Here is a 22,986-nt window from a genome sequence, read left to right on the forward strand (position 1 = left end):
GCAGGGAGAATAAAATGTTTAAATTTCTAGCTGGATTTGGGTCAATTGTACGTTCGTTGTGGATGGTATTCTCACACGCGACACGTAAACGTGACACCATTTTATATCCAGAGGTTAAAGCGGAAGACATCGTACCACCACGTTTCCGTGGTCGTATCGTGTTAACGCGTGACCCTGATGGTGAAGAGCGCTGCGTTGCATGTAACCTTTGTGCGGTTGCATGTCCAGTCGGCTGTATTTCACTACAAAAAGCTGAAAAAGAAGATGGTCGTTGGTATCCGGAATTTTTCCGTATCAACTTCTCACGTTGTATTTTCTGCGGTATGTGTGAAGAAGCATGTCCTACGACTGCGATTCAAATGACACCTGACTTTGAGTTAGGTGAGTATGTTCGTCAGGACTTAGTATATGAGAAAGAAAACCTTCTTATCTCAGGTCCTGGTAAATACCCAGACTATAACTTCTACCGCGTAACAGGTATGGCTGTTGCTGGTAAAGATAAAGGTCAGGCTCAACGCGAAAGCACACCAGTTGATGTACGGAGTCTATTACCATGATGTGGCCATTTTATTTGATGGCGCTTGTGGCCATCGTCTCTACCGTTCGTGTTGTAACTAACACGAACCCAGTACACGCTTTATTAAGCTTGATTATCTCTTTACTTGCAGTTGCAGGTATCTTCATGATCGTGGGTGCGCCGTTTGCCGGTGCCCTCGAAATTATCGTTTACGCTGGCGCAATCATGGTGCTATTCGTATTCGTCGTGATGATGCTGAATCTTGGTCAAAATACAGTTGAACAAGAAAGCAAATGGCTGACTTCTTCAGCGTGGGCATATCCTGCGTTGATGAGCTTCCTGATGGGTCTAATCCTTGTTTGGATGTTGAAGTCAGACTACACAACTGCTGGCACTGTCATGGGTGCTCAAGTTGTCGGTCCGAAAGAAGTGGGTACTTCACTCTTTACTCAGTACTTATTGCTGGTTGAAGTTGCTGCGATGTTATTGCTTGGCGCACTTGTCGCTGCATTCCATCTTGGCAAACGTGAGCCAGGTGCAGAAGAGGACAAAGAATAATGGGCAACATCCCTTTAGAACATGGTTTGATCGTTGCAACCATTCTTTTTGCACTGGGTTTTTACGGTGTGATGGTTCGACGCAACCTACTATTTATTTTAATGAGCCTTGAAATCATGATGAACGCAGCTGCTTTAGCGTTCGTTTTGGCAGGAAGCGCATGGGCACAGCCAGATGGTCAAGTGATGTTTATCTTGATCTTAACGCTTGCTGCAGCAGAGGCTTGTATCGGTCTTGCGATCGTCCTTCAGTTCTATCATCGCTTCCATCATCTGGATGTGGATGCTGCTAGTGAGATGCGCGGATGAGTTATTTATATTTAACAGTACTATTCCCGCTAATTGGTTTTATCCTGTTGGCGGCAGGTCGTAAAAATCTTCCTGAATCAGTTGCTGCAATTATTGGTGCAGGTTCAGTTGGTCTTTCAGCTTTATTTGCATTAATTGCCGGTATCGACTTTGTTAATAATGGTTCAGTTGCAACAACTCAGCATCTTTGGACTTGGTTCAGTGCAGGTAACTTAGCACCGGGCTTCACGCTTCATTTAGATGGCTTATCATTATTGATGATGGGCATGATCACAGGTGTGGGTTTCTTAATTCACATCTTTGCAACATGGTACATGCGTGGCGAAGAAGACTTTGCACGTTTCTTCTCATACTTCAACCTATTCGTAGCAAGCATGCTGCTTTTAGTGTTGGGTGACAACTTAGCGTTGTTATTCCTCGGTTGGGAAGGTGTAGGTCTATGTTCATACCTATTGATTGGTTACTACTACCAAACACCTGCAAACGGTTTTGCTGCAATTAAAGCATTCACTGTAACACGTGTGGGTGACGTATTCCTACTGATCGCATTGTTCTTGATCTACCAACAATTCGGCACTTTAAACATTGCAGAAGTTGTAGCTGCTGCGCCAACAGTTTTGGCTCAGAGTTCTTCAATTGCGATTTGGACTGCATTGATGTTGTTCTTGGGTGCTGCAGGTAAATCTGCTCAGATCCCATTACAAACATGGTTGGCAGATGCGATGGCTGGTCCTACACCAGTATCTGCATTGATCCACGCAGCAACAATGGTAACGGCGGGTGTTTACCTATGTAGCCGTATGTTCAGCGTGTTTGAACAAGCGCCAGAAGTGATGATGTTCATCTCAATCACAGGTGCGGTGACATTGTTAGTTGCAGGCTTTGCTGCATTGGTACAAACAGACATCAAACGTATTCTTGCTTACTCAACTATGAGTCAGTTGGGTTATATGTTTATGGCTGTAGGTGCTGAAGCTTACCAAGCAGGTCTATTCCACATGCTGACTCACGCATTCTTCAAGGCATTATTATTCTTGTCTTCTGGTGCAGTGATTTTGGCTTACCATCACGAGCAAAACATCTTCAAGATGGGTGGTCTATTCCACAAAAACAAATTCTTGTTTGCTTGTTTCGCGATTGGTGGCGGTGCATTGGCTGCGATTCCATTCATCACGATCGGCTTCTTCTCGAAAGATGCGATTCTTGGTGCGGTATGGGTGAAAGGTCAAGCGATTGCAGTTTATGACTGCTTGTACTGGACTGGTGTAGCAGGTGCGTTCTTAACTTCAATTTATACATTCCGTCTTATTTGGGTTGTATTCTTTGGTAAAGAAAACACGCCTTACCATGAAATCAAAGGTGTTACTTACTGGGGTCCATTGGCGATTCTTGCAGTGCTTTCAACTGGTTTAGCTTATGTATTAAAAGCACCAGTAACGAATATTTTAAATGCTGCACAAATCCCAGCGTTTAATATTCCAGAAGCACTAGAACACGGTATGCATAGCGCTGAATACACAGCTGTTGGTATTGCACTTGCAGGTCTTGCAGTGGGTGTGGTGTTATTTGCCTTTGCTTATGGTGCAGTGAAATCGTTCGCGAAAACTTCACTGGGCGCGGGTCTTGCAAATATCTGTCGTAATGCACTTGGTTTCGATGCTTTGTACAACATTGTTTTCGTTAAGCCTTATTTGCTACTGGCTAAAATCTTTGGTCGTGATCCAATTGACGGCTTATGGCTTGTATTGCCTGCACTTGTTAAAGGCGGTAATAGCTTTACAAGTTCACGTCAAACAGGTTCATTGCGTGAATACGCATCTAGTATGGCATTCGGTACGTTTGCATTACTATTGATCCTGGTCGTGATTCAGGTCGTGGGGAAATAAAATGGAAACTCCAAACAATTTAATTCTACCCGCTCTGATCCTTATTCCGTTCATTGCAGGTTTTGTATGCTGGCTTGTCGATAAACTCGACAAGCACTTACCACGCTATATTGCCTTAATTGGTATGCTATTAACGTTGGTGTTAACCGTCGTTTTATGGCAAAGCGGTACTTATAACTACGAGTTGGGTACACAAGCTCCACAGTGGGCTGCTCAATTTAACCTACCGTGGATTACCACTTTAGGGATTAACATTCACCTTGCGGTGGATGGTCTTTCACTGCTTATGGTGGGTTTAACTGCATTACTGGGTGTACTTGCGGTCGGCTGTTCATGGGGTGAGATTCAAAAGAACGTTGGTTTCTTCCACTTAAACCTACTGTGGTCTTTAGGTGGTGTGATCGGTGTATTCTTAGCGATTGACATGTTCCTATTCTTCTTCTTCTGGGAGATGATGCTGGTACCAATCTACTTCTTGATCGCACTTTGGGGTCATAAAGGGGCAGAAGGTAAGTCACGCGTTTACGCTGCAACTAAATTCTTTATCTATACTCAGGTTGCGGGTCTGATCATGTTGATCGGTATCTTGGGTCTAGTGGTTGTTGGCTTCCAACTTCACGGTCAAATCAGCTTTAACTATGACTTCTTGATGAGTGTTGCACACACTGTTGAGGCGAAAGCTCCAGCACTTGCGTATGCATTCATGATCTGTATGTTCATTGGTTTTGCGGTAAAACTTCCAGTTTTCCCATTACACGGCTGGTTACCAGATGCACATGCACAAGCACCTACAGCGGGTTCTGTCGACCTTGCAGGTATCTTGATTAAAACTGCGGCTTATGGTCTTTTACGTTTCGTTATTCCATTCTTCCCAGTAGCATCTGCTCAGTTTGCTGACATCGCGATCATTCTTGGTCTAATCGGTATTTTCTACGGTGCATGGTGTGCATTCCAACAAACAGACATGAAACGTCTGCTTGCGTACACATCTATTTCGCACATGGGCTTCGTACTTCTTGCCTTGTATGCAGGTAACATCCTGACATTCCAAGGCTTGATGATTATGATGCTGGCTCACGGTCTATCTTCTGCTGCATTGTTCATTATGTGTGGTCAGGTTTACGAACGTCTGCATACACGTGACATGCGTTTGATGGGCGGTATTCGTGGTCAGTTCCAATACCTTTCATTCTTCTTAATGTTCTTTGTTGCGGCACTTGTAGGTATTCCGGGTCTAGGTAACTTCATCGGTGAATTCCTGATCTTGATGGGTTCTTATGACAAGTTCCCTGTGTATACAATCCTTGCTGCAGTAAGCTTAGTATTTGCCGGTCTTTACGGTTTAATCCTGATCCACAAAGCGTTGTTTGGTACACCAAACGAAGAACAAAAACAGCATTACGCAAATCCGTTGAAAGACTTAAATGCGCGTGAAGTTGTGCTTCTTTTAATCTGTGCTCTTGGTCTAGTATGGCTTGGTCTATTCCCACAAAGCTTCCTTGATATTTCAAATTCAAGCATGGCGTGGATTGCAAATAGCTATATCCCAGTTCAAGAAGTCGTTGATGTTGTGCAGCAGATTGCTGTACAACCTGAAAATGTGGAGATGCAATAAGCCATGGACTTCACAATGTCATTTTCTGAGCTTATGCCATTAGCTCCTGTGATGATCGTGGCTTTAACTGCGATCGTCGTGATGTTGCTAATTGCAATCAAGCGTAACCACAATTTAGTTGCAACGACTTCCGTTATCGGTCTGAACCTTGCAGCCTTTTATATTATTTTTGTTTTCGTTGCAGGGCAGTATGCACCTGCAAACGTAATGAATTTGTTCATCGTAGATCCATTTACGATGTTGTACCAATTCGTGATTTTGATTGCAGCACTTGCTTGCTGCACATTGTCACATGCGTATATCGAAACCTATAAAGATAACCGTGAAGAACTTTATATCTTGATGCTGTGCTCTGTAACAGGTGCATTGTTAATGGTTGCAAGTTCTCACTATGCGTCATTCTTTATCAGCCTTGAGTTAATGTCGATTCCTGTATACGGCCTATTGGCTTATACACACCAACGTTCACAGTCGCTTGAAGCGGGTGTGAAATACTTGGTGCTTTCAGCAACCGCTTCTGCGATGTTGTTGATGGGTATGGCTTATGTATATGCGTATACAGGTACAATGGCATTCGTTGCTGAACCAGGCAAAATGTTCACAACATTCAGCCAACCGGGTGTAGTCCTTGGTCTTGCACTGATTGTATTTGCTGTTGCATTTAAATTGTCTCTTGCGCCATTCCACAAATGGACACCAGACGTGTATGCAGGTGCGCCAGCGCCAATCGCGACATTCTTAGCGACTGTGGCTAAAGTGGCAATGATCGGTCTATTCGTTCGTTACTTCTTGGCTTCTGGCTTAATCCTTTCTGACAGCTTCATCACGATCGTGACCATCATTGCAGTATTGTCTATCCTTGCGGGTAACTTACTAGCAGTACGTCAAGTGAACTTGAAACGTATCCTTGCATACTCTTCAATCGCTCACTTTGGTTACTTACTTGTTGCGATTGTCAGTGCACGTAATACTGACTTTGTTCAAGTACAAGGCTTTGCAACATTCAGCAGCGTCAACGTTTATGTGATTACTTATGTATTAACAACGATTGGTGCGTTCGGTGTTGTGACACTGATGTCTAGCCCTTACAACAACAAAGACGAAGCAGGTAGTCTTGCTGAGTACCGTGGTTTGTTCTGGCGTCGTCCAGTGTTGACTGCAACACTCACTGTCATGATGTTATCTCTTGCAGGTATCCCATTAACAGCGGGCTTTATTGGTAAGTTCCTTGTGATCAAAACAGCAGTTGCTGGTGGTTCATGGTTCTTAGCTGCAATGGTGATCCTTGGTTCAGGTATCGGTTTGTACTACTACCTACGTGTGATGGTTGTGATGTACATGACTCCGCCGGAAAACCCACGTATCGACGCTGTCGATCATTGGGGTCAAAAAGTGGGTGGTATTATGGTGCTTGGCGCAGCTGCACTTGTGTTGTTGATCGGTGTATATCCAGATCCAATCATTGCAGTATCTCAAGTGGCATACTTTGCGATCTCACCTGAATTACAACAGTTCATTTTTAGCTTAATTCAAAGTGGATTTAACTAATGAATTAAGCAATTAATTTGCTTATTACAAAAAAGCCTCCTGTAAAGGGGGCTTTTTTATTTTTATCATTTGTTAAATAGCTTTATAATGGTTGAAATTTTATCTTAACCTTTTAGGTGTTCTCCCGTGGCTATCCATGAAATCCGTCATCCGCTTATTCGACATAAACTCGGCTTACTTCGTCGTGCAGATATTAGTACTAAAAACTTCCGTGAGCTTGCTCAAGAAGTGACTATGCTTCTGACTTATGAAGCAACGAAAGATTTACCAATGGTCGATCATGAAATTGATGGTTGGAATGGTAAAGTAACTGTAGATCGTATTGCCGGTAAAAAAATAACAGTCGTACCGATTTTACGTGCAGGTATTGGTATGTTGGATGGTTTCTTAAACCTGATTCCAAGTGCGAAAGTATCTGTATTGGGTTTAGAGCGTGATGAAGAAACTTTAGAAGCGCGTACTTACTACAAAAAATTAGTACCAGACGTACAAAACCGTTTAGCGATGATTATTGACCCAATGCTTGCAACAGGTTCATCGCTCGTTGCTGCTATTGACGTTCTAAAAGCCAGTGGTTGTAAAGATATTCGTGTCATGGTGCTTGTTGCCGCTCCAGAAGGCATTAAACGTGTGAATGAAGCTCACCCAGATGTGATCATTTACACAGCATCTGTAGACCAAGGTTTAAATGAAAACGGTTATATCGTTCCTGGTCTTGGCGATGCAGGCGATAAAATTTTCGGTTCAGTTCAAAAAGACTAATTTTTGCATCATGAACAGAAAAGGGGCTTTTATAGCCTCTTTTTTATATACTAAAGACATTGGAATAAATGGAATAGGGTACTTTATGAAGTCCGAACAATATAAAGGTAAAGTGAAGCAGTACAATCCTGAAAAGGGCTTTGGCTTTCTTTCATGTGAAGAAGGTGATGTATTTTTCCATATCTCTGACTTTCCCGCAGATGGTGTCGAGCCAAAACGTAATGATCGTGTGAAATTTAATGTGGTGAAAAATGGTGATCGTTATAAAGCCATAAACATTGAGCGTGAAGAAGACAAATCTGCAAAAGCTAAAAAATCTAAAGTAGTGGCAAATAACCAGTCAATTACTTCAGCTTTGCTTTCGAATTTGCGTAAATAATGTGATTGTAAGATTTCATGGAAATCTTTGAAATAAAAAAGAGGTCTATCTAGCCTCTTTTTTTATTATCATAAGAGTATTAAAAGAAAAGATGAGAGACAATTTTTATGTTTAAAGAGGGGAAAATCAAAAGCTATAACGTTGAGCGCGGCTTTGGATTTATACAACAAGATCAAGCACAGGATTTATTTTTTCATATTCGTGATTTTCCTAGCAGACACATTGAACCACGTGTTGGAGAAAATCTCAAATACAGGATTGAAGAAGATCAAGGTAAATTTAAAGCTGTAAATATCATCCGTTTAGATTTGAAAAAAGAGCAGTCCACTCATGAACAGATAAATCCGTCATTTGAATCAAGGTCGGATCGAGTGAACGATCAAGTTACTCGTCACGATATAGCCAAAGGCACAGTCTGGGGCAGTAAAATCTTCAGCATGATTGGACTCATTGTAATTGTAGTATTAGCTGTGGCTGTATATGGGAAATATCAGCAGTACCAAGAACAGAAGCAGCTACATTTACAACAGCTCATGCAAGAAAATGAAAAAATCGTAAAAGAACAACGTAAAGCTCAGGGGGATTTACCCGATCGGGTGCTGTCTGAGCAAGGTGAAAAAAATCTATACGGAACAGCTTCAACGCACGCTCAGTCTGTTGTTCAAGACACTGCGCAGGCACCTGCTTCAAGTGATTCGCCAAGGGCAGTAGAAAAAGCTCAGTTTAGTTGTGATGGACGACAGCATTGCAGTCAAATGCGCTCAAGAGATGAAGCTCAGTGGTTTATTAAGAATTGTCCAAACACGAAGATGGATGGTGATAATGACGGTATTGCTTGTGAGAATGATTCTAGGTGGTAATGGAAGCATTCACAAAAAAAGCGCCATTAGGCGCTTTTTTTATTTAGACAGATTTTTCACAAAATTGCATAAAGGCTTTGAGACCCGGTCCTTGGTATTTCTGACGATGTACCAACATAAATAATGGACGGGCTAGTTGCCAGAACGGCGTATCTAAAACCACCAATTGACCTTTTTCACGTAAAGGCTCAATTGCCAGTTTAGAAATACATGACATACCAAGACCACCTGCCACGATTTTTAAAATGGCTTCGTTATGACCCAAGGTTAAACGAATATTGGCATCTGGCAGGTCTTTTAAAATTGCGTTGTCAAATACTTCACGTGTGCCTGAACCTTCTTCACGTAAGATCCATTCCACGTTCTCAAAGTCAGCTGCAGTGAGTGCACGATCCAACTTCGCTAAAGGGTGCTCTGGTGAACAGCACACGGCAAGTTCATCGTCACGCCAGTGAATACATTGCAACTGTGGCAGATGGCATGAACCTTCAATTAAGGCCAAATCCAACTGAAATTGGTTTACCGCTTCAATCATTTGGCGGGTATTGCCGACTTGAAGTTGTAAATGTGCTTGAGGCTGAATTTGTAGGAAATCTGCCATGAGGTCTGGCATCAAGTAGTCACTGATGGTCAGGGTCGCACCTAAACGCAGATCAATACTTTGTAGTTCGCCTTTGGCTGCTTGTTCAAAAGCTTCGCAGCGCCCTAAAATTTCCAAAGCTTGTGGCAATAAAAAACGACCCAAGTCATTCAATTGCAAGCGTTTACCTAGTCGGTCAAACAGTGGAGCACCGAGACCATCTTCGAGGTCTGCCAATGCCATACTTGCTGCACTTTGAGTAAGTTTGACAGCATCACTGGCTTTGGTAACGGTACCTTCTTGAGCGACTGCTACAAAAACAGCCAACTGGCGTAAAGTCATGCGCATGAATCAGGCCTTAACATTTAAAAAATATTAATAAATTATGCTGTCATGCTAACATGAGCACAGTCTGTCACGCCACGTTCAAATCATGTCAATTGAAAAATTTAGCTTAGAAAAGGTTTTATCTGTACACCGTTGGACCAATACTTTGTTCAGTTTTACCATGACACGCCCTGCACATTTTAAATTCACCGCTGGTCAGTTCGCACGAATTGGTTTGAAAGTGGGCGAAGAATTGGTGGTTCGTGCCTATTCTGTTGTGTCGTCACCCTTTGATGAAACTTTAGAGTTTTTTTCTATCGTCGTTCCAGATGGTGCGTTTACTTCAAATTTGCAGCATCTACAAGTGGGCGATGAGCTGTATTTAGAAAAAATACCATATGGCTTCCTTACCTTGGCGCGTTATCAGTTGCCATTGCCGAAGGACTTATGGCTGTTGGGAACAGGAACGGGGCTGGCACCATTTTTATCGATGTTACAAGACTTTGAAACGTGGTCTAAATACGAAAAAATTAATCTAGTCTACAGTGTGCGCACCGTATCAGAACTGGCTTATGTCGAGCGGATTCAAGAAATCGCCGAGACCTTTGGTGAAGGGCATACGGGCTTTAAATTTATTCCTATTGTGACACGTGATCCAAATGCACCGCTGCATGACCGTCTACCAGTTTTAATTGAAAATGGTGAATTAGAACAGGCGGCTGGCTTTGCATTTAATGTGGAAACGACGCATGTCATGCTGTGTGGTAATCCACAAATGGTTGACGACACAAAGGCGGCTTTAAAGGCGCGTGGTTTGACCATGAACCGTCGTGGTGAAGGCAATATTGCTGTAGAAAATTATTGGTAATCTGTCATGAAAAAAGCTCATCGAAGGATGAGCTTTTTTATTTTCGGAAATTAAATAACTGATGTTATGCATGCAAAAGTAATTTTGCATTTTTAAAATGATTTTAAGCCAATTCGACGGAGTCTTACATCAAGGGAATGAATAAAGGGATTAGCCTTCGGCTGGAGGTACTTTTACGAAGCACGCTTCTTATTAGGCAAAATGAGAAGCGTGCTTCGCAAGGAAACCATCTTGCGGTGCAATGCACCTGACCGACAAAACTCGTTCACTAGTGTCTAATTATCTAAAGTATCGCAAAAACATTTTTAATTAGAAGAAGTCCTATCTCAAACACTTGCGGATGACGTTACCTCGTATCGTACTTTTATTTGAATCAAATTACGCTTCTGATGTTACTTCGTAACATCAGTTAAATAAACGTTTTGATGTTAATGCAGAATTTTATTTAAGAACTGCTGCGCTCGTTCACCACGAGGGGCATTAAAGAAATCATCTTTACTGCAGTCTTCCACAATTTTTCCTTGATCCATAAAGATCACACGGTCCGCAACCTGACGCGCGAAACCCATCTCATGGGTTACACACATCATGGTCATACCTTCTTTGGCAAGACCCACCATCACATCAAGCACTTCGTTAATCATCTCTGGATCAAGTGCCGAAGTCGGTTCATCAAACAGCATGGCAATCGGGTCCATACTGAGCGCACGTGCAATCGCAACACGTTGTTGTTGTCCACCTGATAACTGTGCAGGGAATTTAGCGGCATGCGCACTTAAACCCACACGGTCTAAATAAGCCAAACCTTTTTTCTTGGCTTCGGCTTCTGATCGACCCAAGACTTTAACTTGCGCAATGGTCAGGTTTTCGGTAATGGATAAATGTGGAAACAATTCAAAGTGCTGGAACACCATACCGACACGACTACGCAATTTATTTAAATCGATTTTGGGGTCATTAATGGAAATACCGTCGACTAAAATCGTACCGGCCTGAAAAGGCTCAAGTCCATTAACGGTTTTAATGAGCGTTGATTTACCTGAACCCGAAGGTCCACACACTACAACCACTTCACCTTGTTTAATTTGAGTCGTGCAATCGGTAAGCACTTGAAAATCTTTATACCATTTACTGACATTTTGGAGGTCAATCATCGTTTTTTGATCGGTCATACACTTAACCTCCGTTGTAATTTTTTAACTGCATAGGTAGCGATCATACTAATAGTGAAATACACCAGACCGGCAAACAGAATGTATTGAGTTAACAATGACATGAGGTCGCCTCGAACATAGTTGGTGCGGAAAAAGTCTAACAGTCCGATGGCATAAACCATGGTTGAATCTTGGAACAGAATGATGGTTTGCTGTAAAAGCAGTGGCGTCATTTTGCGAAAAGATTGCGGCAAAATAATTAAGCGCATCGCTTGGCTATAGCTCATACCGAGAGCATAAGCTGCAGAAGTTTGACCTTTAGGAATCGATTGGATCCCGGCACGGACAATCTCTGAAAAGTAAGCCGCTTCAAATAACATGAAGGCCACGATACTCGACACAAGGGCAGTATCAATCGTTAGATAGTTACCTGTGATCCCTGTGTAGATAAAGGGTACGGCAAAGTAGAACCACATCAGCACCAAGAGCAAAGGTATAGAACGAAAGAGGTTCACATAGCCTTTAGCAAAAATATTAAAAGCCTTAATCGAGGACAGGCGCATTAACGCCAATAAAGTCCCAATAAAGACACCACCAATGGTTGCCGTGATCACCACTTTGAGTGTGATGCTGAAACCATGCCATAGCGCAGGGCCAGACGCTTGGAGGTCTTGAATAAAAGAACTGAGCCATTCCATTATTTATCTCCTGCAATTAAGCCAGGAACGCGTAGGCGTTTTTCCAGAAAATTCATGAAACCAATTAAACAGATATTGATCACGATGAAAATAATGGTGACGTAGGTATAAATTTCGATGGTGTTTTGCGTGTATTCACTGATGGTTTTCATCTGTGAAATGATTTCTGCAACACCGACCAAAGACGCAACTGAGGTGTTTTTGACACAGTTGGTCAACTCAGAGCTGAGGGGTGGCAAAATCGTGCGGAATGACTGCGGTAAGATCACATAGCGGTAAAGTTGAGCCGTGCTAAATCCCATGGCATAACCTGCATTGGTTTGCCCCAAAGGAAGTGCTTCAATACCTGTCCTGACTTGCTCACAGACCCGTGCAGCTGTAAATAAACCCAAACCGACACTTGCAGAAATTAAGGCGGTCGTATTTGCCCCAAGGTCATTCATCCACCAGCTTTTAATCGCAGCAGGGAGGAAGTTGGGTACAACATAGAACCATATAAACAGTTGAATCAATAAGGGTACATTTCGGAAAATAGTCACGTAGGCCGTACCAATACTTCGTGCTACAGGACTCGGTAGGGTACGCATAATACCCAAGATGCTGCCAAGCACCATCGCAATGCTCCATGCCACCAAAGCGATGACAAACAGCCAGCCGATCCCAATTAAAATCCAATTCAGGTAGGTTGAATCACCTACACCTGTAGATTGGAACAGCACACCCCAATTCCAGCTATAATTCATAGGAACTCCCTATAATGAGCTTAAGCCAAAATCCGTTTGGCTTAAGCATCTTTAGAATGTTTAGGGAAAGTTATTCGTCACGGTCATGTGGATTACTAATCAATGCTTTTAATTGATCAGACATCGGGAAATTTAAATTGATATTTTTTGGTGGAATTGGCGTTTGGAACCATTTTTTATACATGTCATTGATTTCACCAGAGCTATAAGTTGCTTTGATTGCATCATCAACCACTTGTTTAAAGCCAGTATCGCCTTTACGCATCATACAACCATAGATTTCATGAATCGGTGCTGTACCCACGATTTCCCATTTATTTGGATCTTTGGCTTTTGATTTTTCACCCGCCAGTAAAATATCATCCATCATAAATGCTGCTGCACGACCATTTTGTAGCATGAGGAAAGACTCAGCATGGTCTTTGGCAGAAATGACTTCACCAATACCTAATTCTTTTTCATGTTGACGAATGTAACGCTCAGATGTAGTCCCTGCTGTGGTGACTAATTTTTTGCCTTTTAGGTCAGCAAAGTCTTTAATCCCAGAGTCTTTTGCAGTAAGTAAGCGTGAACCCACTTCAAAGAAACCTGTTGAGAAATCAACTTGTTGTTGGCGTTCTTTATTGTTGGTGGTAGAACCACACTCTAAGTCGACGGTGCCATTAGAAACCAATGGAATACGGTTTTGGCTAGTCACTAAGTTATAACGGACTTTTAATTCGGGAAGATTTAATTGCTTTTTAACCGCCTCAACGACTTTTAATTGAAGATCGTGTGCATAACCTACAGGTTGGTTTGGATTATCTGCGATATATGAAAATGGAATCGATGAATCGCGATAGCCTAATACAATCGTGCCGGATTTTTTGATCTTATCTAAAGTCCCTGAGTCAGAAACAGCAGCTTCACTTCCTGCAGCTTTATCCGTTGTAGGTGCTTTATTGTCACTACATGCGCTAAGCCCTAAAGTGAGCGCACTTGCATAGAACAAAGTTGTTAAATGTTTTTTTGACGTCATCGTTAAAACTCCTTTTACCCTGATTTAATATCCACTTTTTATGATCTTGTTTCTCGTTTGATTTTATTGCTTTGTTTTTAAGAATGTTTCAACAATAAAAAAGAGATCATTTTCTACATCTTAGGTGATAAATCGAGCAAGGCTCAAGCAAAATTTATTGCCGAATTGTTACTAAGAAATGGGATAAGTTATGAACATTTTTTATAAGAAGGTTTGCTATAAGTCATTAAATATAAAATAATTTAATTTTATTGTGAAATAAATAATTAAAATAAAAGGGCATAAAAAAACCTCCAGATGGAGGTTTTTGGGATTAAACTTTAGTTTAATCTCCGTATTAATGCACAAACATATCCATAAATTCACGAATTTCTTGAATCGCTGTGTCTACGTCAGAAGTCAACCAAGTGGGTTCAAAAAATCCAGCATAATGCTCCAGTCGATCTTGGGGAACAACTAAGCGAATCGGACATTCTTCTTCGAGCAAGCGCCAAGGAATAATAGGCACTTCATTATCTAAAAAAGCCGCAATATTTCGAATATCAATCACCATCGCATTGATGCATTCAGGGAATGGCATCACTGAAAACTCTTCAGTACGTCGGCGAAAATATTCCAAATCACCCCATTTCAATACATAACTTGGCTTACTAAATTCAATAATGCCAATAAGATGTTGATCGCGAGTGTAATGAAGGGAACATTGATGAGTGACGTCAGTGTCAAGATCAAGCGTTACACCTTGTTGATGGTACGCCATAGATTTGATAACAGGTGAAAAATAAGGTGCATGATTATAGCTCATTTCATCCATCAAAAGCAGAGAATTCCATCTAGCTCAAAAAAGCAGTTATTTTCGAAAAACTTATCACTCTGAAAATGAATACGATTGAAATGTAGTATTCAGTTCATTGTCCGATATTTATACCTTAGCGATTGATTTTAAATCTAAAATTAAGGGAATTATCTAAACAGAAAAACGGATATAAATTGAATTGATCTTTCAAGTTACACGTTTTCACTGATTGTAATTGTTCTTCACACAATACAGGATATTGTATTGCTAGTATAAAAATTCAACTATGAACAACAAAATAGCGAGGGGAATATGACACACGATTTTAATAAACCACCCCATACCACCAGTACGGAAGAAACAACACAAAAAAAACGTATCCCTGTGTACATACTGATCTTAGTGGGTATCTTTTTAATCGCATTATTATTTTATATGTTTGCAGATATGAAACCTTCTGCTTCGGATGCACCGCCTGATCATCCTGCACCGAATGCACAAACTGCAACAGCCAATGATACGACTAGCGGTACAGCGGGGGATGAAGCTGTTGCCAATGATTCAAATACAGCAACTGCGACAGATCATTGATAATAATTGATGATAAACATGAGTCAGAGTTACATGAGTGCAAGATCTGAACCTTAAGAGTCTCTTCAGAGTGACATAAATAAAGCCTTGGTTATCCCAAGGCTTTTTTACATTCAATTGTGAGCTTTTGTTGGAGTTATGCATACTTTGGTTGATTAAAAAATACGCAAAAACTAAGGTGGAAAAGAAAGCTTAAGTTCAAAGCACTAATGCTGTGTGATATCGCGGCATACGTAAAAATGCACATAACAACAGATCATGTATAACAATGAGGGCGAACGTATGAATGATTATCTGGGTGGTCCGCGTGGCCGTTTTGATGCCATGTATTATTGGGAACAGTTTCACCCCATTTTAAGTGCAGTAGCAATTCTCCTGATAGGTTGGGTCATTGCCTTATTGATTGCTGCTGGCGTCAAAAAAGTTTTGCAAAAATTAGGTACAAATCAAAAACTTTCAAATGCAACTGGGCACCGTTCCAATGTTGAAAATATAGTCTCCAGAGTTGTGTTCTGGATTATTTTGATCATTGCCGTCATTGGTGCACTCAATGTGCTGAATTTGACCAGTGTCAGCGGCCCATTCAGTAATATGATTCAGCAGTTCTTGTTATTTATTCCACAGCTCTTGGCTGCAGTAGCTGTAGGTTTTATTGGTTGGATCGTGGCAAGTTTGGTCAAAGTCGGTTCAAAGAAACTGCTGGATAAAACCCAACTCGATGAAAAACTCAGTTCTGAGGTTGGCGTCAGCCCAATCAGTCAAAATATTAGTGAAATTGTTTATTGGCTGATATTACTACTCTTCCTACCGATTGTTTTGTCGATCTTGGGTTTAAACGGTCTCTTGTTCCCAATCCAAAATATGGTCACTGAAGTTGTTTCTTATCTTCCCAATATCTTTATTGCCGGTGTCATCGTCTTTGTTGGTTATATCTTGGCGAAGATTGTACGAGGCATCGTGGAAGGCTTGGTGAACAGTTTGAGTTTGCAGCAGCAAGTCGAAAAAGTGGGCATGTTTAAAAACGCAAAACTTGCTCAAGTTTTGGGTAATTTTGTCTTTGCTATAGTCATTATCACTGCATTAATTGTGGCTTTCGAAGCACTTGGTATCGAGGCGATTTCTCAGCCGGCAACGGCCATGTTACATGAGATCATGTATGCGATACCGAACATCATTGCCGCAGGTTTAATCTTAATCTTGGCCTATGTGGTGTCACGCTTTGTAGCGCGTCTAGTTGTGGATGTGATCTCGGGTACAGGTGTTGATACTGTGCCAGAAAAATTAGACATTCAACGCTTTTTGGGCAAAACCAAAGTGTCGGATGTTGTCGGTTGCCTCATTGTATTTTTCACCATGTTATTTGCGGTATCTGAAGCTGCTAACCGTTTAGGCTTTGAGCAAATCAGTGCCCTTATTGCTATGTTTATCCAGTTCGGTGCAAGTATTTTACTTGGTGCTGTAATCTTGGTGGTGGGTTTCTGGCTTGCCAATATTGTGGCAAATGTGGTGCAACGAGGGGAATATAACAGTTCACGTTGGTTAGGTAATTTGGTCCGTGTGCTGATTATGGGCTTGGTTGTAGCCATGGGCTTGCGTGCCATGGGTATTGCTGATTCGATCGTGAATTTGGCCTTTGGTTTAACTCTCGGTGCGGTTGCAGTTGCTTTCGCTTTGGCCTTTGGTTTAGGTGGTCGCAATCCGGCGGAACGATTGTTATCAGATCTTATCGATAAAGCGAAACGCGAAGCCAATGAACCGAATCCAGTACAGGAGCAGGCAAAGGCGAAAACCACCTTTAATACACCTACATCGTCTGTAGCGAGTCCAACGCTATCAACATCTGTGATGACTTCTGAAGTGAAAACCGACGATGGCTATCCAAACATTCAACAGGCTGCTCCCGGTGTCAGTGAAAAAGAAACGGCCACGCCAGATCAGTTGGATGTAAACCCAAGTGATCAACCACAAAATAATCCATTTGGTTCAACTGGTGAGGCTGAAAAACAGGTCGATGCACCTTCGGCACCTTTAACCCCGCCAAAACCAGATGATCCAAATTAAACTATTCTGTCTTTAAAAAAATCGGCCACGTTTATGTGGTCGATTTTAATGCTTTATAAGGAATATTTGTATGGCAAAAGCACCGAGTAAATTTTTAGCCCCAGTGATTATTGCAGGGATCACAGTTGGTTTTTTGGCGAGTGCACGACGCTTTATTTTTGCAAAATCAAAACGCACTGATTTGGAGCAGACAGAACAATCACCGCTAAACAGTGAAAATAAAGATACCAATCAGTCCAAAAATAATGATTGAAATTTACCCGAAAATTGGTATTTTAAGTAATAGTGATATATGGAATATTACTTAAAATATAAAAACTTAGGATTCATATTGCTGTCATGAATGACACTTATGATCTGTGCAAAGGAATGGCAAAATGGGGGTAATTTCAATGCTCAATACTTTAGTATCGACACTCAAACAAACCGCAAGCGTGCAACCACAACATATTTCAGTTGCCGTTGAAAAAATGGATCTGACAATTCAACGAACTTCGACGTCGTCAGTATCATTATTTAAAACCGACTATCTTGAATAAGTTAGATCGGGCAAGAAAAAGGGCTGAATGAATCAGCCCTTTTTTTATGCAGAGATCTTCTGCAGGTTATATTTAATTCATTCTATGTCGAGATCAGACGTATTCAGAAGCCGCATGCGCAGAAGCCCATGCCCATTGGAAGTTGTATCCACCTAAATGACCTGTTACATCAAGTACTTCGCCAATAAAGTACAAACCTTTCTGTTTTTTACTTTCCATGGTTTTTGATGAGACTTCAGTGGTATCGACACCACCCAGTGTAACTTCAGCAGTACGGTAACCTTCAGTGCCTGATGGTTTTACTTCAAAGCTTTCTAAACGGCTTGCAATGAGTTCTAGTTTTTCATCACTGATATTGCCAATGGCTAATTCAGCTTGTTCAGGCCAAATCAGATTTTGTAATTCCACAACCACGCTTTTCGGTAAGTGTTCATTGAACAGTGTGCGCAGTAACACTTTTGGTTGACTGGATTTTTTAGATTTGAGGAAATCTAAAACATCTAAAGCTGGCAGGAAATTGATATTAAAACGTTGACCGACATCCCAGTAGTTTGAAAGCTGCAATGAGCTTGGGCCACTTAAACCGCGGTGAGTAAAGAGTAAAGCCTCGGTAAAACTATTTAACTCATTCGATAACGTGGCTTCAACAGCATTGCCGCTCAAGCGAGTGGTTACTTCTTTAAAACTATCTGAGAAAGTGAAGGGTACTAAGCCTGCGCGAGTGGGGTAGACGGAATGTCCGAATTGTTTGGCAATTTCATAGCCAATTCCTGAACCACCCAAAGTAGGAATAGAAAGACCGCCACTGGCAATAACCACCGATTCTGCTTCAAAATAGCCTAGATTGGTTGCCACTTGAAAGCCTTGTTCAGGCAAGGCATTGACTGCTTTTACTTCACAGTTGGTTTTAATATCGACCAAACCAGTTTTGTCACATTCTGCCAATAGCATGGCGAGAATTTCTTTTGCACCATTTTGGGTAAATAACTGCCCATGTTTGCGCTCTTCGTACTCAATGCCATATTCGCAGACCATACCAATGAAGTCCCAGTTGGTATAGCGAGTTAATGCTGAAATAACAAAGTGCGGATTATGTGAAATATAATTTTCTGGTTCGACATACAAATTGGTGAAATTGCATTTACCACCGCCAGACATCAGGATCTTTTTGCCAACTTTATTGGCTTTTTCAACCACCAAAACTTTGCGTCCACGCTGCGCCGCTTTATATGCCGTCATTAAGCCTGATGCACCAGCACCTAAAACAAGGACATCATATTGATTTTGCGACATGGTAAGTTTCCGCGTGGAAGAAAGGACGCAGGATTATACGCTTTTTAGCGCTTCGGTTGAACCTTTCAGGCGACCTTGTAGGCCACCAGTATGAATCACTAAAACACGTTGATGGCTTGTAATTTGACCCCGCTCAATCATGCAGAAAATACCTCGCAGCATTTTAGCCGTATAAACCTGTTCCAATGGAATCGCAAAGCGTTGTTCAAAGTCATGCATAAACTGTAAAAGTTCCGGCGTTGTTTTGGCATAGCCGCCACAGCAAAATTCATCACTGATGCTCCAATTGGTTTTCTGCGTCAACTGAGCAACATCGTCGCAAAGAAAATTGCCTTTGAGCGCTGAAAAGCCAAGAACATGTTGATGTTCAGCACTGGCTTCAATCAAGCCTGTTATGGTTCCACCTGTGCCGACTGCACAGCAGATGAGATCAAAATTTTGTTGATTTTCATGGCTTAAGATTTCCGTACAGCCACGGATAGCCAATGCATTGGTTCCACCTTCAGGAATGACATAATGTTCGGGATATTGCTGTTGTAATTGCGCTAAAGCGTCAACTTGTTTCATTTCCCGATACTGTTGGCGTGTGACAAAACTGAGCTGCATACCAAACTGTTCGGCGGTGGCTAAAGTAGGATTTCGGGATTGATGTTGTAATTCTTCTCCACGAATGATGCCTAGACTACCGAATCCAAATAAATGTGCAGCATATGCTGTGGCTGCAATGTGATTTGAATAAGCACCACCAAAGCTAAGCACCTGTTTAAACCCTAATTTCTGCGCCTCAATAAAATTATATTTGAGTTTATAAAATTTATTGCCTGATATTTGTGGGTGTACCAAGTCCAAACGCTTAATACACAAATCAACCCCTTGATATTGAATAGTCTGCTCAGGAATGGCGTGGGCGATAGATTCAAACATGTTGGTAATCGTTATCTTGGTGGTTAGAGTTCAAATAGGTAGGCATTGTAAAACGGGAGGTGCAGAAGATAAAATCCTTTGCATCTTGGCCAGTTCAACTCTGCTTATAGCACTTCACTGTCGATATCTGCTAACTAGCAACATCAACGGAGGTGACGACAGACATACCGGGTCTTAAGTTTTCTAAACCTTGTTGATTAGGATCAATCGCAATTTTTACGGCAATGCGTTGCACGACTTTGGTGAAATTTCCTGTGGCATTGTCAGGTTTCAATACACTAAATTCAGAACCAGCCGCAGGGGAGATTTGCTCAACTTTGCCGTAAAATTTTTGATGTTTCATGCCATCGACGCTGAACCACGCTTTTTGACCAATATGCATATCTGCAATTTGCGTTTCTTTAAAGTTGGCAGTCACCCAGCGCTGCTGTGGAATTAAATACATCAGTTGAGAGCCTGCCGCAACATATTGACCAATCCGTGGGCTGACTTCGCCAAGTTGACCATCCATAGGTGCCACAATCGTGCTGTAGTCTTTAGTGGTCACTGCCTGATCAAATTGTGCTTTGGCACTATTCACTTGCGCTTTAAGCCCTGTCGCTGCAACTTGTGCAGTTTTGAATGATTCTTTGGCAACTAGTAAATTGGCTTCTGCTTGATGAAGTTGGGCCAAACTATTTTTAGCGTCTGCAATCGTTTTATCTTGTTCTGATTTCGATGCAGCGCCAGTATTGCCGAGTTGTTGGTAGCGCGTCATTTGTGCAAGAGCTAATTCATAGGCCGCACGTGATTGGTCCACTTTCGCTTCGGCTGCCGTAATATCTGCTCTGCGTTGTTCAATGGCCTGGCTTTGATTGGCAAGTGAGTTCTGTGCTTGTTCCACCCCAGATTCAGCCTGTGTGACTTTTTGATCATAGGTCGTTGCATCGATATGCATAAGCACTTGACCTTTTTTCACATGATCAAAATCCGTCACCAAAACATCTTTCACATAACCATTAATTTGTGATGAAAGCACCGTGGTTTTGCCTTTGACATAGCTATTTTCAGTCGACTCGATACTGTTATGAAATGGACCAATTCGCCACGCCCATAAGATCAGCGCAATCCCCAACAAGAGGATAATCAACATGAAAATCAGGGTACGCTGCGGCGTAGAAATAAGCTTGCTCGATGGTGTAGGCATAGTAGCTTCTGTTTGTGGTTGCTGCGGTGCTGCTTGCTCAGTGGGTTTATGGTCTTCTGTCATGTTGTTCTCAATATCAATTAGGTCATTTGGCTGTGGCTTATGTTGTGTAAATCGAAGAAATCTAACTACTATCCGTGCGTTGCTGTTGGCGTAATTGATATTTATTTTTGCCCATCAGCAATAAACCCCAAAGCAACAATAAAACGGCGAATATGCCATTTAAAAAAATCACATCGTTATAGGCTCGAACTTGGGCTTCTCGAGTGATGGTTTGATTAAGGCTACGTATGGCTTGTTGTTGGTCTAAATTGGGGTCTAAAGAATATTGATGCGCAATTTGAGCCAATTGTTGTAGGCGCTGTTCCACTACAGGTGAGGTTTGCGATAAATCATTATAAATCTGTGCCTGATAGGTTTGGGTACGCATTTGCTGGTAGGTCGAAAAGAACGAGGATCCGACCAATCCCCCAAAGGTTTGCGTTGCAGAAAACAGCACGATAAACGTCACCATGTGAGATGGGCCTTTTTGCAAAGCACTGACAATGCCTGTAAGCAAAAGTGGGCCAATAAACATGCCACTGGCAAAGCCCACCAAAAACTGACTCCAATAAAAATCATGTGGTCGTACATCACTGGTCAGGTGGTAATCCAGTGCACAGGCGAAGAGCACGAGACCTGCTGCACCAAGTAGATGAAGTACGATTTTTTCTTTGGAAAAGGTCAGGGCACTAAACACTGTGCCTAAGACAATTCCGATCAGCACAACGGTATAAAAAGAAACGAATTGGTCGGGTCCCATGCCCATGGTTTTCAAAAAATTCACGGCCGCATAGCTTTGTTCTGACATAAGAAAGCGAATGGCAAAGGCACCAATAATAAAACTCACGGTCGACGATGTTCCGAGCCAGCGTGTGACAATGAGGGGATTGATCCGAAAATGTTCATAGGTCAGGCCGACGACTAAAAGAATCAAAGCGGCGATGAGTAAATAGGCCAACCATTCAGCTTCAAACCACCAAAGAATCGGGCCTTGAGTCAACACGATACATAGCAACGCAAAGCCGGGTGCTAATAATGCAAAGGTGAATAAATCCTGCTTTTCAAACACTTCGATTCTTAAACTGCGTGGCAATTTGAGTGACACCACCATCGCCAAACAACATAAGGCTAGACCTAATTCAAAGGTGTAAAAAATAGACCAATCATTTACATCGACCAGATAAGGCGACATGATCCAGGCCAGCGGAATCCCCAACTGCTGAAAGCCCAAAGCTAGATAAAGCCCACGACCAAAATGAGCACGTTTAAACGCTTGCATGATGTAATACATCCCAAGCGAACTGAGTGGAGCTGCAAGTAAGCCGCTAATCACCCGTGCAAAAATTGCCATTTCATAGGTATGGACGAATAAATGCAGCACCATCACCGCGATAAATAAAACCAAACCAATTTCTGAAAATAGCCTAAGTCCATACTGTTGACGGGCTTTAAATAAGATCAGGTTAGAGCTGACATTTGCCATAACAAATGCCGCAGGAATCCATGCCGCTTCTGAAGGCGTTAAACCATATTCACCTTGTAGAAGGGGTAAATTTGCCGTGATAAATCCATTACTTAAACTCCCCGAGATCGCAACAAATAAACCGATAAAGAAGTATAAAAAACGCTTATAGGTCGGATGTGCAATCGCAGCAGGAGAGCCGGGCAAAGTCGGTTTTTCTTCGGGTGTCCAATCCGGAGCAGGTTCCAATAAACGCGGAGATTTGGACATG

Annotated in this window: 24 protein-coding genes; 14 read left to right on the forward strand and 10 right to left on the reverse strand. The window is 41.9% G+C overall.

The window, feature by feature from the left end:
• The first annotated feature begins 14 nt into the window (after positions 1 to 14).
• The 9 genes from nuoI (at position 15) to M5F03_RS10505 (ending at position 8,433) form a co-directional block, all read left to right on the forward strand.
• Positions 15 to 557 (forward strand): NADH-quinone oxidoreductase subunit NuoI, encoded by a 543-nt coding sequence (gene nuoI, locus M5F03_RS10465; RefSeq protein ID WP_078191099.1) that lies wholly within the window; start codon positions 15 to 17, stop codon positions 555 to 557.
• Complete coding sequence (gene nuoJ / locus M5F03_RS10470) at positions 557 to 1,075, forward strand: NADH-quinone oxidoreductase subunit J (protein WP_171262661.1); 519 nt, start codon at positions 557 to 559, stop codon at positions 1,073 to 1,075. The genes nuoI and nuoJ overlap by 1 nt, the downstream gene beginning before the upstream one ends.
• Complete coding sequence (nuoK, locus tag M5F03_RS10475; RefSeq protein WP_067665227.1) at positions 1,075 to 1,383, forward strand: NADH-quinone oxidoreductase subunit NuoK; 309 nt, start codon at positions 1,075 to 1,077, stop codon at positions 1,381 to 1,383. The genes nuoJ and nuoK overlap by 1 nt, the downstream gene beginning before the upstream one ends.
• Positions 1,380 to 3,269: an NADH-quinone oxidoreductase subunit L gene (gene nuoL, locus M5F03_RS10480; protein WP_078191097.1), complete on the forward strand. Its 1,890-nt coding sequence runs from the start codon at positions 1,380 to 1,382 to the stop codon at positions 3,267 to 3,269. The genes nuoK and nuoL overlap by 4 nt, the downstream gene beginning before the upstream one ends.
• 1 nt (position 3,270) lies before the next feature.
• Positions 3,271 to 4,884, forward strand: coding sequence for an NADH-quinone oxidoreductase subunit M (gene nuoM / locus M5F03_RS10485; protein WP_249708281.1), 1,614 nt, complete (start codon positions 3,271 to 3,273; stop codon positions 4,882 to 4,884).
• 3 nt (positions 4,885 to 4,887) lie between these two features.
• Entirely contained in the window at positions 4,888 to 6,432 is a 1,545-nt protein-coding gene (gene nuoN / locus M5F03_RS10490) for an NADH-quinone oxidoreductase subunit NuoN (protein WP_078192290.1), read from the forward strand.
• A 126-nt stretch (positions 6,433 to 6,558) separates the two neighbouring features.
• Positions 6,559 to 7,194 (forward strand): uracil phosphoribosyltransferase, encoded by a 636-nt coding sequence (upp, locus tag M5F03_RS10495; RefSeq protein ID WP_078192289.1) that lies wholly within the window; start codon positions 6,559 to 6,561, stop codon positions 7,192 to 7,194.
• 85 nt (positions 7,195 to 7,279) lie between these two features.
• Entirely contained in the window at positions 7,280 to 7,573 is a 294-nt protein-coding gene (locus tag M5F03_RS10500; RefSeq protein ID WP_078192288.1) for a cold shock domain-containing protein, read from the forward strand.
• Between the two features lie 107 nt (positions 7,574 to 7,680).
• Entirely contained in the window at positions 7,681 to 8,433 is a 753-nt protein-coding gene (locus M5F03_RS10505; RefSeq protein ID WP_249708283.1) for a cold shock domain-containing protein, read from the forward strand.
• A 43-nt stretch (positions 8,434 to 8,476) separates the two neighbouring features.
• Here the strand turns inward: M5F03_RS10505 and gigC are convergent, their stop codons facing one another.
• Positions 8,477 to 9,361: a LysR family transcriptional regulator GigC gene (gigC, locus tag M5F03_RS10510; RefSeq protein WP_078192286.1), complete on the reverse strand. Its 885-nt coding sequence runs from the start codon at positions 9,359 to 9,361 to the stop codon at positions 8,477 to 8,479.
• Between the two features lie 85 nt (positions 9,362 to 9,446).
• Between gigC and M5F03_RS10515 the strand changes: the two genes are divergently transcribed.
• Positions 9,447 to 10,208, forward strand: coding sequence for a ferredoxin--NADP reductase (locus M5F03_RS10515; protein ID WP_249708284.1), 762 nt, complete (start codon positions 9,447 to 9,449; stop codon positions 10,206 to 10,208).
• A 428-nt stretch (positions 10,209 to 10,636) separates the two neighbouring features.
• Here M5F03_RS10515 and M5F03_RS10520 read toward each other — a convergent pair whose 3' ends face one another.
• The 5 genes from M5F03_RS10520 to M5F03_RS10540 all read right to left on the reverse strand — a co-directional run bounded on the left by M5F03_RS10520 (position 10,637) and on the right by M5F03_RS10540 (position 14,581).
• Positions 10,637 to 11,380: an amino acid ABC transporter ATP-binding protein gene (locus M5F03_RS10520; RefSeq protein ID WP_372491140.1), complete on the reverse strand. Its 744-nt coding sequence runs from the start codon at positions 11,378 to 11,380 to the stop codon at positions 10,637 to 10,639.
• Entirely contained in the window at positions 11,377 to 12,060 is a 684-nt protein-coding gene (locus M5F03_RS10525; protein ID WP_078191088.1) for an ABC transporter permease subunit, read from the reverse strand. The genes M5F03_RS10520 and M5F03_RS10525 overlap by 4 nt, the downstream gene beginning before the upstream one ends.
• On the reverse strand, positions 12,060 to 12,803 hold the full coding sequence (locus M5F03_RS10530) for an amino acid ABC transporter permease (RefSeq protein WP_111884897.1): 744 nt from the start codon (positions 12,801 to 12,803) through the stop codon (positions 12,060 to 12,062). Before M5F03_RS10530 ends, M5F03_RS10525 begins: the two co-directional genes overlap by 1 nt.
• A 70-nt stretch (positions 12,804 to 12,873) precedes the next feature.
• Positions 12,874 to 13,821 (reverse strand): transporter substrate-binding domain-containing protein, encoded by a 948-nt coding sequence (locus M5F03_RS10535; protein WP_249708285.1) that lies wholly within the window; start codon positions 13,819 to 13,821, stop codon positions 12,874 to 12,876.
• A 337-nt stretch (positions 13,822 to 14,158) separates the two neighbouring features.
• The gene (locus M5F03_RS10540) at positions 14,159 to 14,581 is read right to left on the reverse strand and encodes a hypothetical protein (RefSeq protein WP_078191199.1); all 423 of its coding nucleotides are present in this window, start codon (positions 14,579 to 14,581) and stop codon (positions 14,159 to 14,161) included.
• 348 nt (positions 14,582 to 14,929) lie between these two features.
• Here M5F03_RS10540 and M5F03_RS10545 point away from each other — a divergent pair, with 348 nt between their 5' ends.
• The 4 genes from M5F03_RS10545 (at position 14,930) to M5F03_RS10560 (ending at position 17,808) form a co-directional block, all read left to right on the forward strand.
• The gene (locus tag M5F03_RS10545) at positions 14,930 to 15,208 is read left to right on the forward strand and encodes a hypothetical protein (RefSeq protein WP_180055540.1); all 279 of its coding nucleotides are present in this window, start codon (positions 14,930 to 14,932) and stop codon (positions 15,206 to 15,208) included.
• Positions 15,209 to 15,490: 282 nt separating this feature from the next.
• A complete protein-coding gene (locus M5F03_RS10550) occupies positions 15,491 to 17,269 on the forward strand; it encodes a mechanosensitive ion channel (RefSeq protein WP_249708286.1) in 1,779 nt (592 codons plus the stop codon).
• A gap of 70 nt (positions 17,270 to 17,339) precedes the next feature.
• Complete coding sequence (locus M5F03_RS10555; protein WP_249708287.1) at positions 17,340 to 17,522, forward strand: hypothetical protein; 183 nt, start codon at positions 17,340 to 17,342, stop codon at positions 17,520 to 17,522.
• A 124-nt stretch (positions 17,523 to 17,646) separates the two neighbouring features.
• The gene (locus M5F03_RS10560; protein ID WP_162689753.1) at positions 17,647 to 17,808 is read left to right on the forward strand and encodes a hypothetical protein; all 162 of its coding nucleotides are present in this window, start codon (positions 17,647 to 17,649) and stop codon (positions 17,806 to 17,808) included.
• 93 nt (positions 17,809 to 17,901) lie between these two features.
• On the opposite strand, the gene M5F03_RS10565 is transcribed toward M5F03_RS10560, so the two are convergent.
• From M5F03_RS10565 to M5F03_RS10580, 4 genes are all read right to left on the reverse strand, one after another.
• Positions 17,902 to 19,101 (reverse strand): BaiN/RdsA family NAD(P)/FAD-dependent oxidoreductase, encoded by a 1,200-nt coding sequence (locus M5F03_RS10565; RefSeq protein WP_078192279.1) that lies wholly within the window; start codon positions 19,099 to 19,101, stop codon positions 17,902 to 17,904.
• Positions 19,102 to 19,134: 33 nt separating this feature from the next.
• A complete protein-coding gene (locus M5F03_RS10570) occupies positions 19,135 to 20,025 on the reverse strand; it encodes a 1-aminocyclopropane-1-carboxylate deaminase/D-cysteine desulfhydrase (protein ID WP_249708288.1) in 891 nt (296 codons plus the stop codon).
• 130 nt (positions 20,026 to 20,155) lie between these two features.
• A complete protein-coding gene (locus M5F03_RS10575) occupies positions 20,156 to 21,274 on the reverse strand; it encodes an HlyD family secretion protein (RefSeq protein ID WP_249708289.1) in 1,119 nt (372 codons plus the stop codon).
• A gap of 61 nt (positions 21,275 to 21,335) precedes the next feature.
• Complete coding sequence (locus M5F03_RS10580; protein ID WP_249708290.1) at positions 21,336 to 22,985, reverse strand: MFS transporter; 1,650 nt, start codon at positions 22,983 to 22,985, stop codon at positions 21,336 to 21,338.
• Between the last annotated feature and the right edge of the window lies 1 nt (position 22,986).

The sequence above is a fragment of the Acinetobacter amyesii genome (assembly GCF_023499985.1).
Lineage (GTDB): Bacteria > Pseudomonadota > Gammaproteobacteria > Pseudomonadales > Moraxellaceae > Acinetobacter > Acinetobacter amyesii.

What these genes read in the sequence shown, in the direction of transcription:
- M5F03_RS10515 (WP_249708284.1), top strand. Translation starts at nt 9,447, where the DNA reads ATGTCAATTGAAAAATTTAGCTTAGAAAAGGTTTTATCTGTACACCGT.
- nuoI (WP_078191099.1), top strand. Translation starts at nt 15, where the DNA reads ATGTTTAAATTTCTAGCTGGATTTGGGTCAATTGTACGTTCGTTGTGG.
- nuoJ (WP_171262661.1), top strand. Translation starts at nt 557, where the DNA reads ATGTGGCCATTTTATTTGATGGCGCTTGTGGCCATCGTCTCTACCGTT.
- M5F03_RS10560 (WP_162689753.1), top strand. Translation starts at nt 17,647, where the DNA reads ATGGGGGTAATTTCAATGCTCAATACTTTAGTATCGACACTCAAACAA.
- nuoM (WP_249708281.1), top strand. Translation starts at nt 3,271, where the DNA reads ATGGAAACTCCAAACAATTTAATTCTACCCGCTCTGATCCTTATTCCG.
- M5F03_RS10550 (WP_249708286.1), top strand. Translation starts at nt 15,491, where the DNA reads ATGAATGATTATCTGGGTGGTCCGCGTGGCCGTTTTGATGCCATGTAT.
- nuoN (WP_078192290.1), top strand. Translation starts at nt 4,888, where the DNA reads ATGGACTTCACAATGTCATTTTCTGAGCTTATGCCATTAGCTCCTGTG.
- nuoL (WP_078191097.1), top strand. Translation starts at nt 1,380, where the DNA reads ATGAGTTATTTATATTTAACAGTACTATTCCCGCTAATTGGTTTTATC.
- M5F03_RS10540 (WP_078191199.1), bottom strand. Translation starts at nt 14,581, where the DNA reads ATGGCGTACCATCAACAAGGTGTAACGCTTGATCTTGACACTGACGTC.
- M5F03_RS10565 (WP_078192279.1), bottom strand. Translation starts at nt 19,101, where the DNA reads ATGTCGCAAAATCAATATGATGTCCTTGTTTTAGGTGCTGGTGCATCA.
- M5F03_RS10570 (WP_249708288.1), bottom strand. Translation starts at nt 20,025, where the DNA reads ATGTTTGAATCTATCGCCCACGCCATTCCTGAGCAGACTATTCAATAT.
- M5F03_RS10545 (WP_180055540.1), top strand. Translation starts at nt 14,930, where the DNA reads ATGACACACGATTTTAATAAACCACCCCATACCACCAGTACGGAAGAA.
- M5F03_RS10535 (WP_249708285.1), bottom strand. Translation starts at nt 13,821, where the DNA reads ATGACGTCAAAAAAACATTTAACAACTTTGTTCTATGCAAGTGCGCTC.
- M5F03_RS10580 (WP_249708290.1), bottom strand. Translation starts at nt 22,985, where the DNA reads ATGTCCAAATCTCCGCGTTTATTGGAACCTGCTCCGGATTGGACACCC.
- M5F03_RS10500 (WP_078192288.1), top strand. Translation starts at nt 7,280, where the DNA reads ATGAAGTCCGAACAATATAAAGGTAAAGTGAAGCAGTACAATCCTGAA.
- M5F03_RS10525 (WP_078191088.1), bottom strand. Translation starts at nt 12,060, where the DNA reads ATGGAATGGCTCAGTTCTTTTATTCAAGACCTCCAAGCGTCTGGCCCT.
- M5F03_RS10520 (WP_372491140.1), bottom strand. Translation starts at nt 11,380, where the DNA reads ATGACCGATCAAAAAACGATGATTGACCTCCAAAATGTCAGTAAATGG.
- M5F03_RS10505 (WP_249708283.1), top strand. Translation starts at nt 7,681, where the DNA reads ATGTTTAAAGAGGGGAAAATCAAAAGCTATAACGTTGAGCGCGGCTTT.
- M5F03_RS10555 (WP_249708287.1), top strand. Translation starts at nt 17,340, where the DNA reads ATGGCAAAAGCACCGAGTAAATTTTTAGCCCCAGTGATTATTGCAGGG.
- M5F03_RS10575 (WP_249708289.1), bottom strand. Translation starts at nt 21,274, where the DNA reads ATGACAGAAGACCATAAACCCACTGAGCAAGCAGCACCGCAGCAACCA.
- gigC (WP_078192286.1), bottom strand. Translation starts at nt 9,361, where the DNA reads ATGCGCATGACTTTACGCCAGTTGGCTGTTTTTGTAGCAGTCGCTCAA.
- nuoK (WP_067665227.1), top strand. Translation starts at nt 1,075, where the DNA reads ATGGGCAACATCCCTTTAGAACATGGTTTGATCGTTGCAACCATTCTT.
- M5F03_RS10530 (WP_111884897.1), bottom strand. Translation starts at nt 12,803, where the DNA reads ATGAATTATAGCTGGAATTGGGGTGTGCTGTTCCAATCTACAGGTGTA.